Below are 12,490 nucleotides of genomic sequence, written 5' to 3' on the forward strand. Positions count from 1 at the left end.
ACTCGGTGGTCGAATGTGGCGCGAAGCGTCACATATCGCGACCACAGGGTTTCCTTCAATCCAACTTCAAATTCCCGTTTTCATCGAACGGGAAGTGTGGATTGTACGCCACTTCCCACCGGTAGTCATCGGGATCGGCAAAATGGGAACTGTACCCGCCCCGGAAAACTATTCGCGGTTCCTTGACGATCTTCACGTCTATCGTTTTCAAGTCGCGGATGGTCTCATCCACCTTGGCTTCACTGCGGGCATTGTATGCCAGGGTGCCGCCTGAAAATCCGCCGCCAGTCGGGGAGGTCATGGCGCCCCCCGCCAGTTTCTCGCGTGTGTAGAGCTCCAGCACGATGACTCCCGCCTGAATCTAATTATCCTGTCACAGATTCCTGAAAACTTTAGTCACCCAATGTCCAGCCACTGCGCTTACCGTTACAAGAATCATGTATGGGATGCCGTAAAAAATGGCGTACAACATAACATATCCCATGCACCTGCCGAAGTCATTGTTCCCATCGCCGTTGTCCTGTCCCACGCAAAGCGGCGTGGCATTAATCACAGAAATAGCAAGCAATGCAAGTGTCATTGCTGCAAATCCCGCCGCGATGATCCAGATCCACTTCGGCCGAACTCGCGGTGATTGGATGAATCCCAAAAGCAGAGCGCTGCCAAATAGGACCGATACGCCAGTCAATATCGAAGGCCAATAATATTCCTTATGCATTTTGCTCGATATCACCAAAAGGAAAAAAAGCGAGCCCGGCAACGCTGTGAAAAACGCTGTGGAAATCCGTGTGATGATGGACATGATAAGGCCTCCACGGTTAATTTTGCAGAAAGGCTCTATCAGACTCTTTCGGTTTATTTCAAATCCCATCAGGAATTTGTACGTTCCCAGGCGTGACGCCAGGACTTCCTCCGCCGCCATCAGGATGGGATCTGGCTCTGTATCTCTATTTGAATGTAGCCCTAACTTCCGCACAATCGATAAGTCCATTAATTTTGTATCGGCATGAGGTAAGTATCTCAACAGCCGGTAAGGATCTATGCATCATAAAGTTTCATCGCCCCACCGATCAACAACAGCAACACTCCCAGCCCACCCGCCGCCAGAACAATCGAGTAGGCAAATGCGTCGCCGGCTCCGCCGTACAAATATCTCCACAGCCACACCTCGTTATTTTCCAGCAGGACAGCCTCCACATAAAATTGATTCTCCGCTGACGCAAAGCAGTCCGCATTTGAACGTGAGGTCGGTTCTCCGGGAGGCGAAGGAGGATGAAATCGACTGGTAATGTTTACTTCACAAGGTTCGCCGTAAAGCCCCTCGATTGCCGCGTCATACGGCGCCCATGGCTCATCCTGCCATGCATACAAATACGCCATGAAAGAGTTTCCGTTTTCCGTGAATGCGCGCACATACCCGAAGGAGGTCAATTCGATGGATGTTGCCCGCCCGGGAAGGGGCGGTAATTGCTCCCATTTTGTCCCGATTTCAGGCCGTGCCACGCTGAAAAATTAACAGATGAACACGATCACAAGCCAGATGACCGCTACAATCATTACACGATTTGCCCGGGAGATCATTTTGTGCCCGCTTCTGATGATGATTGTATGACCTTTGGATTATTCTCCATCCGACGATCCCCACAGATTTTACAAAAGCACTTTCTTCGTCGCATCGAATGCCAGTGGTGGCAAGTGATCCCGCTCGAACCATTCCACCGCATCGGCATCGTCAGCGGGAGACATCTCTCCGCTCACGACTTCGGCGGCATACACAATGATGAAGTCCGCGCCGCGCTCGTGTTCGCGGCCTGAAATGACGTCATACACGCGCGTCACCCGCACTTTGAGGCCTGTTTCCTCCATACATTCCCTTGCCGCTGCCTCAGCCGGGTCTTCGCCGCCGTTTACAAAACCCGCAGGCAAAGTCCATAATCCGCGAAATGGATCATTGGCGCGCTGCACCAGCAAAACACGGTTGCCTTCTTCCACAAGGACAGCCGCGGCAACTTTCGGGTCTTGAAAATGGATCCACCCGCACTGCGGACAAACAGGTCGAATCGCGCCAAACCTTTCTTCGCGAATCATTTTTGCCGAGCAGCGCGGGCAGAACTTGAAATGCTCATCTCTTGCCATGCCTGGTTTTATATCACCAACCCACCACATGGACAAGCCGTTAATGGATTTCCACCTCCGCCGGTTGAGGATTCGGCATCACGGGGTTGGATGGGATCACCGACGATGGATCCGAATGTTCGGTTTCGCCGCCTTCGCGGTCGGTTTTTTCCTTACCGCCTTCCGAAACGACAGGCAGGTTGAAACTCATCGTGATCGAGCACAAGGCTGCGTTGTCCGCGCCAAACGCGGTAACGATGACCTGGTAATCGCCGACTTGATCATAATTCTCGAGAAACAGATCTTTCGAAGAGCCGTCCACATCATAAGACACAGGCGAGCCGTTCGGGGTGAGCACGGTCAACGAGTAGCCAAGGGCGGAAGGATGATCGGTCCAATCGAATGCTACCGCTCCGGTAGGGGGCAATTCTCCCGCGGTGGATGAAGAGGCGGGCGATGTCCATTCCATCGGGCAGACGAGCCTGGGTTGCGCTTCATTGGAAGAAGACGAGGCGACCTTTTGGTGTTGTTGCGTTTGCGCGATTTCGGTAAACCCGAATAACCCCGCGCAAAGAGTGATAATAGCCCCGGCCATCATCCACAGAAAAAACGTATTTCTTTTGTTATTCATTACAAACTCCTGAGACAATTTCTATAAATTTACAACGGGCGCTATTTTACGGATTTGCTTGCAAAATAAAATCCCCTATCCGGGGTGACCCAGATAAGGGACAAGACCATTTGTACCAAACGAGTAACTATCGCCACTTGTTTCGTGCTGATAGACGCATAATCCATAAAACAACTCCTCCAGCAATGGCAATGACGAGGAATGCCAATGTCCAGTTGATGGAGGGAGGTGGCTCAGGCGTGACTTCGGGCTGGTTAGCCGTTCCCTGAGATGAATCCTGCGAGGTTGCCCCTGCTTCACCCTCTTTTGCAATTGGCGAGGGTTCTGCCATCCGCGCGCCTTCCGTTGGAATGACGGAGGAGGTTGAAGTGGGAACGGCCGCTGGGGCAATGTCTTCCGGCGGAGCTTCTGTGGCGGGCGCCATTTCTGCGGCGAAGGCCTCCTCGGTTGCGGCGGGACCTGTTTGCGAGAGGGGTTCCTCCATCGCAGGCGCTTCTGTTGCTGCAGCTTCCTCGCATGGACCGTCGCATCCGCCGCCCATCCCGCCAATGGGAGCGGGCACTGCTGCGCCAAACCCGAATGTGAATCGGGGGGTCAGCATGTTTGTTGTGATGGAACACAGGAACAGGAAGGCGGCGAAGACGGTTGCAAACCGAATCAAAGGATAACTTCGCGGCAGCGGCGGTTTGAGTCCTACCATCTGGCGAGTCAATGTGAAATTACGCGGCGCCTTGCGTGCGGGAAGTCCGCGCAGAAGGCCGCGGGCGATGCGAAGGTCGTTGAGAATCGAATCAAGTTCCGGGTCCGATTTGAGCCGGGTTTCCAATCGAGCTGAATCAGTTTGGTTGAGATTCCCATCCAGATACGCGGAAAGATTCTCGATATCGCGAAAGTTTTTCATCATACACGCTCCTCATTCAGACGAAATGAAGAGGGCAAAAGTTCCTCGAATGAACGCAGGCATTCACGCAATCGCAGCCGCGCGCGGGCGAGACGGCTTTTTATCGTGCCAAGCGGAACGTTCGATGCAGCGGCGACCTCCGTGTAATCCAAGCCTTGCACATCGGCGAGGACGACAACGGTGCGGAATTCGGTTGGCAAAGCATCGAGACAATGTTGGATGGCGTGTTCGAGTTCGTCGGCTTCGGCTTTTTGCGCGGGAGTCATATTCGTGTCGGCGAGCCACTTGGGAGAATCGATTTCATCGCCGTCGCTGGTTTCGGGTTCGAGCGGTGTTGTGGGGCGTCGTTTCTGGCGTCGCAGTTCATCGAGGCAGGCATTTGTTACCGTGCGGAGGATCCACGCCTTGAACGAGCCGCCGCGAAACGTTCTGATGCTTTGAAAAGCGGAAATGAAGGCTTCCTGGGCGGCGTCCTGCGCCATGTCATCGTCCCCGAGGATGCGCACGGCTGTGTTGAAGACAGCATCCTGATAATTGAGGATGAGTGTGTTGAAGGAGTTCAAGTCGCCCTGCTGCGCGGAGGTGATAAGTGCAGTTTCATCCATGAGTTTATTGTACCCGCTTTGTTTTATATTGATTTTCTGCGTTTTACAATGAAAAGATAAAGCCATCGCCATACGGTCATCCCGAATGCGTTCGTTACGCCAAGGACGAAGGTGAAGAGCGGTGAAACCGATTCGCCGAGCCAGACACTTCGGAGGATGACGGCAAACGGAACGATGAAAGCAAATGCGAGTGGAATCCTGAGCAGGTTTTTCTTTTCATCGATTATGGCTTCATCGAATAGACCAAACCAGGGAGTCAGAAGGAACCAACCAAGCCCCACAGGGAAGAACGCCGCCGCCATGCGCGGGAGATAGGAAAGCCCGGTCTCTCCGTGCGATGCGAATCCGATGACGGTTATGAGGATGAAGGCGGCGATGTCGCCGAAGATGAGAGTGGATTTCTTAGTCATGACCTTATCCTGTCGATGTGAAGAAAAGCCGAAGCGATGACATTACTCCCTTCTTCCTTTCAGGACGATCCGAATCGGAGTGCCCATGAATCCATATTCCGCCCGGATTTGGTTTTCGAGGTAGCGCAGATATGTGAAATGCATCAACGAAGGATCGTTTACATAGATCATGAAGGTCGGCGGGTCGCTGCGGACCTGCGTGCCGTAATACATCCTTAGCGAACGCCCGGCATGGCTCGGGTGCGGATGCGCATCCTGCGCAGTGTGGATGATCTCGTTGATCTTGGATGTCGTCAGCCGCGCCAGACGTTCCTCCTGCACGCGTAATGCCAAAGGCAGCACCTGGTCCACTCGTTGACCGGTTTTGGCGGAAATATACAGGATGGGGACATATGCGACGAAGTTCAACTCATCCAGGATCTTTTCGGTGTAGGCATCCATGGTCGTGCCGTCTTTTACCACGGCATCCCATTTGTTGACCAATACCACGCAGGATTTCCACTCGTCCTTGATGAAACCGGCGATATGCGCATCTTGAGTGGTGATGCCGGTAGTGGCGTCGATCATCAACAATGAAACATCCGCGCGCTCGATGGCTTTGAACGAACGGATGACGCTGTATTCCTCAATGCCTTTTTCGATCTTGCCGCGCCTGCGGATGCCAGCTGTATCGATCAATGTGATGGGCAACCCGCCGAATTCGAATTTCGTATCGATGGCGTCGCGCGTCGTCCCGGCGATCGGGCTGACAATAACACGCTCCTCGCCGACAAGTTTATTGAGTAAACTCGATTTCCCCGCATTGGGTTTGCCAACGATGGCGATCTTTACGCTGTTGTCTTCCTCTTCTTCCTCTTGTTCCGGGAAGGAAGCCACAAGTGCGTCGAGCAGGTCGCCGGTATCTGTTCCGTGAATCGCGGAAATGGGATAGGGATCGCCCAGACCAAGTTCATAGAATTCCGACGCGGATTCCCGCCTCTCCTTTGATTCGCATTTGTTCACAACCATGAAGATGGGCGGCAGGAAACTTCCATCCGGCTGTTTTCTTTGCATCCGTCGCAAAATATCCGCTACTTCCCGGTCCGGTTCGGTGACTCCGGTTTCTCCATCTGTTACGAACACCACAGCATCCGCCTCTTGGATCGCGGCTTGGGCTTGCCGGCGTATGTCCCCGATAAAGTCGGCGGAACCCACCGAGAGCGGAGTCCGACTGCCGTGAGTTGGGTCGATGCCTCCCGTGTCGACGACGGTGAAGGATCGGGCATTCCATTCCGCGTCACCGAAGAGACGGTCGCGGGTCGTGCCGGGAGTATCGTCAACGATGGCCATGCGCTCTCCAACCAGGCGATTGAACAGCGTTGATTTTCCGACGTTCGGTCGGCCGACAAGTGCAACGATGGGCTTCATAAGATTATTTTACTTTATGGCTTTGGGGTCGGAGTCGGCGTACTCGCATCGAGAGGAGTGAGCGATATTTCGATCGTGTTCGGCAGGATCGATTCCGCCGCGATATTTGACACGAGAACCTCCACAACCGGCGCGAGTTGATACGTCCCCTCGCCGAGCCCGGTCAGGTCCACGGTCACCCGGACAGATTGCCGCGTGAGCGTATCCAGAATGGGAAGCGGACCGGATAGGATGATATCGACGCTTGTCGGCGAGATCTGCACGTTCAGATCGCTATCCAACCCGATGATCTCGATGCGCTGACCGGACAAAGTCACGCTGCTTTCTATCGGCGAGACTCCTGCCTGGACAAGAACCGTTTGTTCGCCGATGACAGAAATGCCTGCCGGTAAACTGAGCTTTAGTCGCGTTGTTATATCATCCTGGGCGTTTTGCAGGTCAAGCGGTTGTGTTTCCAAAACACCTGGGAGACTGTTCACCAAAGCGGGATCTTCCGAATAGATCGTCACCACAGGCGGCGAAACTGAAATGTCGGTCAGGCGGTATCCGCTCGCCACGCGACCCAGTGTTGTAACTTTCACCGCCACATCGCGATAACCGCCTTGCTGCGTTACAGGCAATACGACATGAACAGACTCTGGCGAAACTGTCACGCCGCTGACGGGCTGACCGCGCTCATCGAGCGCCTCCACTTTGATGAATTGATCGTAATTTTCTCGGATGCGATTCAAATCGACGGAAACACGCGCACGCGTCACTTCCTGGACCCTGGATTGAGCGCCAGACACGATAACGGACACTGGCTCGAGGCTGATCTCCCCGACTTGATATCCGATCGCGACTTCCCCTGAAATGCGGACATCCAAATCCATTGGCTTGGTGATAAGCGGCTCCAGGATGAAAGAGATCGTTTTCGGCGTTACGGAGACGATCTGAACGGGTCTTGCATCCACTTGAATCTGAAGATCGAGACTATGCTCTCCTGAACTGAGGCTGGAAATATCGAGGATTGCGCGCACGACCTGCGGGTCGGCTTCGATGATTTTCCATACTGAGGCGGGTGCCCGCAGGCTGACTTCAACCTCCTTTGGGATCGATTCGCTGAATACAAGATTCGCTGGCTGTCCGATGATCTCTATTGGGACCGGCGCTTCGAGCGCGCGCATCTGGTTCGGGTCTGCCGAGGTGACCGAAGAGATCCACACTGCCACAGCGAGCGCGAACGCCCAAAGGAACGTGCGATAGTTATTGACGACCCAGCGAAACATTTTTTGCATCGTGGATTATTTTTCTTCCTTGCGATTCAGCCTGCCTGAGAAGAACCTGCCGATGATACCCGCTCTTTGTTCCGCGCCGCTCGGACGGAAGAAAGCCGCTAGAATATTTTCCAATCGGTCAGGGTCGAGGCGCCTCAACATTCTGCCGGAATGGGCGATGGAGATCGCGCCGCTTTCCTCTGAAACAACGATCGCTATGGCGTCACTCACCTCGGAAATGCCGAGTGAAGCGCGGTGCCTTAGACCCATCTGGCGTTCCGGCGTGCGGTTCAGGATTCCGCTGGCTGAAAGAGGAAGGACGCATGCTGCGGCAGCGACTTTTGAATCTACGATGATCACACCGCCGTCGTGCAAAGGCGTATTGGGGTAGAAGACCTGCAGCAGCAATTCCGGTGTGACCTTTGCGTTCAATTGCACACCAGTCTGGATGAAATCGTCGAGATGATCCAATCTTTGGATCACGATCAACGCTCCATGCTTTCGGGCTGAAAGTCGGGCCGCCGCGCTGACCACTGCCCGGATGGTTGTCATTAAAGCCTCATCAACCGGTTTGGATGCCGGGACGAAGGTTCCAGCGCGTCCGATACGTTCCAGCGCCCGGCGAATCTCGGGGGCAAAGATGACTGGCAGGGCAAGCAGCATCGCGGGCAGCGCATTCCGCGCAAACCAGGAAAATGCGGGCAATTCCACGAGGCTTGTGATCAGAGTGATCGCAACAATGAGCATGATCATACCGCGTAACAATGCCATGGCCTGCGTATCCCGCAGGGAATACAGAAGCACAAAGAAGATCAGCGTGACGAGCATGATATCCAAAACGCTCAGCCAGCTGACCCGTTGGAATATGAAAAAGAGGTTGTTTAGGAGTTCAGTCACAGATCTATTGGGACGGGTTCCTCGTCGCGGCTGATTGAAAACGCTTCGAAATCAGAGACTTTTCCATCAGAAAAAGTCCGCCCCGCTCTCTCAAATGTTGTTCAATCTAAATCGGACGCAGAACTCGATCCTGCCTTAATTGTTTAAAGAATAATACACTACCTGCCGGGGCGGCTTCGAGAGCGGCTTCCTGCCATGGCTGGACGCCGAGGCTATCGGGTGTGCGTTTTTCGTAACCGATCTTCTGCCAAAGAGCTTCCTGAGCCGCAAGCGCATCCATTGCAAATATCAACGAGACTTCGCTTTGCAGTTCGCGCGATGCGCTTTCCACGCCTTTCACGAGCGCGTCGAGAGCTTTTGCCGGGTCGAGTCGATCCTCAAGGAAAATATCGGTCGTGCGCGTGATGAGATTTTCCACCTGCCAGCCCGCCACGCCCACCGCCTGACCGTCCATTTGAAGCAGCATAAATGCCTTGTCGCCGAAGTTTTCCATCACCTCGTTTGCGTTTGTCTTTCGCCTGCCTTTGCTCAACTTTGTGATCAGGTCCGCAATTAGAGCGGCGTGCTTGGGTTTTCCGCGCTGGGTGGATAGTTCTCCGGTTCCAGCCTGCTTTTTTATCGGGGCGGCGTCCAGTGACAGGTCTTTCGCGCCCGGGACGATCTCCTTCCATGCCTCGCTGACCTGGTTCCAAAGGTCGTCGTACGATCCCGTATTCGTAATCACCATGTTCGCCATGTTCACTTTTTGTCTTTGAGACGATTGGGCGCGCGCGCGTTCGAGCGCTTGTTCGCGGGTGAAGCCGCGTTTTCGTACCAGCCGCTCCACCTGCACATCCTCGGGAGCATTTGTGACCCAGATCGAGTCGCATACTTTCCTCAAGTCACCTTCGAGGAGTTTGATCGCCTCGATCGCGATGACCGGTTGCGAGGCGCGCTGAATCAGCAACCGGGTCGCTTCGCGGACCAGCGGATGAACGATCTCCTCCAATTCCTTCATGGCTTCGGAATCATTAAACACGAGATTACCCAGTTTTTGACGGTCGATCTCGCCGTCACGGTTAAGAAGCCACTTACCGAATTTATCGATCACCGGCTGATATCCCGGCGCGCCTTTGGAATACGCGCGATGGGTTAGTGCGTCAGCATCGATGGTGTACGCGCCCAAATGCTCCAACATGCGGCGTACCACGCTTTTTCCGGTGGCGATGTTTCCGGTAAGGCCGATTACGAATTTTCCTGGCAGATTGCTCAAGGGGATTCCTCTTGGGGTGGCGGGGGTAGACCTTTTGTCAATTTTAATGTCTTTTCCAGAAATGTCCACCTTTGTTCATTGAACTCGGATGGCAGTCGCGAGGCGATGACCTCATTCAAAGGCTCCTAAAAATTCCACGAAATGCTTATCTACCCATGATGACCTTATTAGACCGCTTGCATAAGTGCTCCCGCCGCAGTCCCCGGCGGCGGGGACGCTTCCTTGAGCAAGATAAAATTGTGACTTTTGCAAGAAGTCTATTGTAATTTTGTTCATTGTAGTTGACTCTGGCATCCAGCGAGGGTATCATCGATTTACTTCAGGCTGGTCGGGCAATCGCGGTCCTGCGTTGTCGGGATCGAGGAAAGTCCGCACTCCTAGAGAGCACGGCGTCGGAGAGTACCCCGGGGCGGGGAAGCCGCCGAGAGGCGCGAACCTGCCGGAATGGGCCACAGAAACAAGTCGCTCCCTCATACCCAACCCGTCTCCCTCAGGGAGAGGGGCGAATAGGTGAGGGTAGTCAGAGTGAAAAGGTGGTGTAAGAGACCACCGGCGCGCGCAGTAATGCGTGCGGCCAGGTAACCCCCGCCGGGAGCAAGGCCAAGCAGGGACGATTTCGTCTGTGGACGATGGGAGGCTGCTCGTCTCCTTACGCGCCCTTCCCTCCTGTGGGTTGGGTCAGTCCCGGGTAGGCTGCACCGAGCGGAGCGGAGACGCTTCGCCCAGAGAGATGATTGCACAGTGGCGTTTACGCCACGGACAGAATGCGGCTTATAGACCGGCCTGGAGCGCTTATTGGTATGAAATATCCGCGATTATCCGCCATCGTTCAGGACTTGCTTGCCCGGAGCGCACAACGGGAATCCATAAAACTCGCAGTAGGGGAACTTATCCTGGAAGAATCCCAACTCTACAAAGAATGGACTGATCTGACCTCGTCCACTTTCCTTGCTGGTACAAAATTGAATATCCGCGCCGTCCCTGCTGAACAGCAATGCATGTGGTGTTTTTTTGTCTATCGACCCGCCGGCGGTGGAACAACGTGTCCGCAATGCGGGAGTGTGGGCGCGAAAATCCTGCATGGAGAGGAATTCTATCTTGAAGAGAAATAAGAGGATGAGACTCGTTATCCTGGCAGTGACGATTTCATTGCTGATCATGCTTGCCTGTACCGTGCCCTCCGCGTCAACCCCGACCCCGGACCTGTTTGCCACATTGTCCGCTTCGACTCCGCTGGCTGTTGACTCGACTCTACAACCTGCTGCAAACGGTGAGCCGACCGGGAAGATCGTTTTTGTATGCCAGATGTTTAAAACGCAGGCGACGAATCAGATTTGCGTAATCAATGCCGACGGTTCCGGTTTTCGACGATTGACAACCGATAATAACCGTCAGAATTACTATCCGTCGCTTTCGCCGGACGGTAACAGCGTCGTCTATGCCGCATTCCGCGAGCCGAACATTTATGAGATCCATGAAATGAATCTGACGGGCGGCGAGGCAAAGCAACTCACCGACCGCCTCGGAAATGTGAACGGACCGGAGATCTCACCAGATGGAGATTTGATCGCATTTAAACTTTCCACAGCGAACACAAATCAGATCTGGTTGATGAGCCGCGACGGGACAAATCCTCATCCCTTGCCCAATGCCTCCGGCTGGGACCCGACCTGGTCGCCTGACGGCGCATACGTTTTGTTTGCTTCCGATATGCAGGGCGCGGTTCAACTTTACAGGATCAAGTCTGACGGGAGTGAACTGCTAAAGGTCAGCAACCTGCCTGCGATCCGCGGAAGAAGCGATTGGTCCCCCGATGGGTCGTTTATCGTCACGTATTCCGGCCAACCTTGGAACCGGGACGTTTACATCATGAACGCAGATGGGTCGAATTCCCGAATGTTGACTCCGACGGGCGGTAATTCGCAGGGACCGTCCATTTCGCCGGATGGACAATGGGTGGCGTTCACATCATATTTCGATCACTTCGGTGACATACATGGCTGCGAAATTTACGTCATCCGCGTGGATGGCACCGACCTTCGCCGCCTGACCAATAATGATTATTGTGATTATCAACCCCGCTGGGGACCATAACGTAGGCAGCGCCTTCTTGCGTTGCCGGGCTATACTCGAACAGTTGCGTTGGAGACCGCAACCTACACATTAGCAAAGGAGAATCGAATGGACATTAAAGGTAGAGTTGTAATTGTGACAGGCGCATCATCGGGTATCGGTGAAGCCACTGCTCGCGAGTTTGCGCGCGAGGGCGCGAAAGTGGTGCTCGCCGCGCGCCGTGTGGATAAACTCGAGTCGCTTGCAAAGGAGATCGATGCGATGGGGACAGGCGCGCAGGCTCATGTCGTTCAAGCCGATCTTGCCAAACTGGACGATATTCAAAAACTTGTCGATGAGACCGTTCAGGTGTTCGGGCACATCGATGTTTTGGTCAACAACGCCGGTTTTGGTCGGCTGGATTGGCTCGAAAATCTCGACCCCGTGAAAGACATTCAAGCGCAGATCGACGTGAACGTGATGGGCGTCATCCAGACGACGCGTCTCGTCCTGCCATTGATGATCAAACAACGAAGCGGAAGCATCGTAAACATGTGCTCGATGGCGGGATTGATCGGGACCCCCACATACACGATCTATTCGGCATCGAAACATGCCGTGCATGGATTTTCCGAAGCCTTGCGGCGCGAGGTCAAACCCTGGGGTATTGATGTATCGCTTGTCTATCCGGGCGGCGTGGTCACTGAGTTCGCATCCCATGCGGGGATCAAGCGCAAGACGAAAGCCACTACTCCCAAGTTCATGCTTTTGACGGCGGAGCAGGTTGGTCAGGCGGTCGTCAAATTGGTTCGCCGACCGCGCCGCATGTGGATCATCCCATGGATGTGGGGGTTTACGGTCTTTATGAATCGGTTCTTTCCTGGTTTTGTAGACAGTGTCAATATTAATCGCTTTACGATCCCCGAACGCGAAGACGAGTTGAAAGCAAAATAGTTCCTGTTTG

Annotated in this window: 15 protein-coding genes and 1 other RNA gene; 4 read left to right on the plus strand and 12 right to left on the minus strand. The window is 54.1% G+C overall.

Annotation, left to right across the window (positions count from 1 at the left end):
- Positions 1–55: 55 nt before the first annotated feature.
- The 12 genes from HS100_15175 to HS100_15230 all read right to left on the minus strand — a co-directional run bounded on the left by HS100_15175 (position 56) and on the right by HS100_15230 (position 9,474).
- Positions 56–343, minus strand: a complete 288-nt coding sequence (locus HS100_15175) for a VOC family protein (protein MBE7435255.1) — start codon at positions 341–343, stop codon at positions 56–58.
- A gap of 30 nt (positions 344–373) precedes the next feature.
- The gene (locus HS100_15180) at positions 374–802 is read right to left on the minus strand and encodes a hypothetical protein (protein ID MBE7435256.1); all 429 of its coding nucleotides are present in this window, start codon (positions 800–802) and stop codon (positions 374–376) included.
- A gap of 236 nt (positions 803–1,038) precedes the next feature.
- Positions 1,039–1,503 (minus strand): hypothetical protein, encoded by a 465-nt coding sequence (locus tag HS100_15185; GenBank protein ID MBE7435257.1) that lies wholly within the window; start codon positions 1,501–1,503, stop codon positions 1,039–1,041.
- Between the two features lie 147 nt (positions 1,504–1,650).
- Positions 1,651–2,136, minus strand: coding sequence for an NUDIX hydrolase (locus tag HS100_15190; GenBank protein MBE7435258.1), 486 nt, complete (start codon positions 2,134–2,136; stop codon positions 1,651–1,653).
- 40 nt (positions 2,137–2,176) lie between these two features.
- Positions 2,177–2,746, minus strand: a complete 570-nt coding sequence (locus HS100_15195) for a hypothetical protein (protein ID MBE7435259.1) — start codon at positions 2,744–2,746, stop codon at positions 2,177–2,179.
- Positions 2,747–2,873: 127 nt separating this feature from the next.
- Entirely contained in the window at positions 2,874–3,647 is a 774-nt protein-coding gene (locus HS100_15200) for a hypothetical protein (GenBank protein ID MBE7435260.1), read from the minus strand.
- Positions 3,647–4,252, minus strand: coding sequence for an RNA polymerase sigma factor (locus HS100_15205; GenBank protein ID MBE7435261.1), 606 nt, complete (start codon positions 4,250–4,252; stop codon positions 3,647–3,649). The genes HS100_15200 and HS100_15205 overlap by 1 nt, the downstream gene beginning before the upstream one ends.
- A gap of 23 nt (positions 4,253–4,275) precedes the next feature.
- Positions 4,276–4,662, minus strand: a complete 387-nt coding sequence (locus HS100_15210; GenBank protein ID MBE7435262.1) for a DUF3054 domain-containing protein — start codon at positions 4,660–4,662, stop codon at positions 4,276–4,278.
- A 42-nt stretch (positions 4,663–4,704) separates the two neighbouring features.
- On the minus strand, positions 4,705–6,069 hold the full coding sequence (gene der / locus HS100_15215) for a ribosome biogenesis GTPase Der (protein MBE7435263.1): 1,365 nt from the start codon (positions 6,067–6,069) through the stop codon (positions 4,705–4,707).
- A 14-nt stretch (positions 6,070–6,083) separates the two neighbouring features.
- Complete coding sequence (locus tag HS100_15220) at positions 6,084–7,346, minus strand: hypothetical protein (GenBank protein ID MBE7435264.1); 1,263 nt, start codon at positions 7,344–7,346, stop codon at positions 6,084–6,086.
- 6 nt (positions 7,347–7,352) lie between these two features.
- Entirely contained in the window at positions 7,353–8,222 is an 870-nt protein-coding gene (locus HS100_15225; protein ID MBE7435265.1) for a TIGR00159 family protein, read from the minus strand.
- 106 nt (positions 8,223–8,328) lie between these two features.
- Positions 8,329–9,474: a dephospho-CoA kinase gene (locus tag HS100_15230; protein MBE7435266.1), complete on the minus strand. Its 1,146-nt coding sequence runs from the start codon at positions 9,472–9,474 to the stop codon at positions 8,329–8,331.
- 320 nt (positions 9,475–9,794) lie between these two features.
- Between HS100_15230 and rnpB the strand changes: the two genes are divergently transcribed.
- The 4 genes from rnpB to HS100_15250 all read left to right on the plus strand — a co-directional run bounded on the left by rnpB (position 9,795) and on the right by HS100_15250 (position 12,480).
- Positions 9,795–10,264, plus strand: an RNA gene (gene rnpB / locus HS100_15235) — RNase P RNA component class A.
- A 10-nt stretch (positions 10,265–10,274) separates the two neighbouring features.
- Positions 10,275–10,586: a hydrogenase maturation nickel metallochaperone HypA gene (locus HS100_15240; protein ID MBE7435267.1), complete on the plus strand. Its 312-nt coding sequence runs from the start codon at positions 10,275–10,277 to the stop codon at positions 10,584–10,586.
- Positions 10,587–10,590: 4 nt separating this feature from the next.
- Positions 10,591–11,568: a PD40 domain-containing protein gene (locus HS100_15245; protein ID MBE7435268.1), complete on the plus strand. Its 978-nt coding sequence runs from the start codon at positions 10,591–10,593 to the stop codon at positions 11,566–11,568.
- 87 nt (positions 11,569–11,655) lie between these two features.
- A complete protein-coding gene (locus tag HS100_15250) occupies positions 11,656–12,480 on the plus strand; it encodes an SDR family oxidoreductase (protein MBE7435269.1) in 825 nt (274 codons plus the stop codon).
- Positions 12,481–12,490 lie beyond the last annotated feature (10 nt).

The sequence above is a fragment of the Anaerolineales bacterium genome, assembly GCA_015075725.1.
Classification (GTDB): Bacteria; Chloroflexota; Anaerolineae; order Anaerolineales; family Villigracilaceae; genus Villigracilis.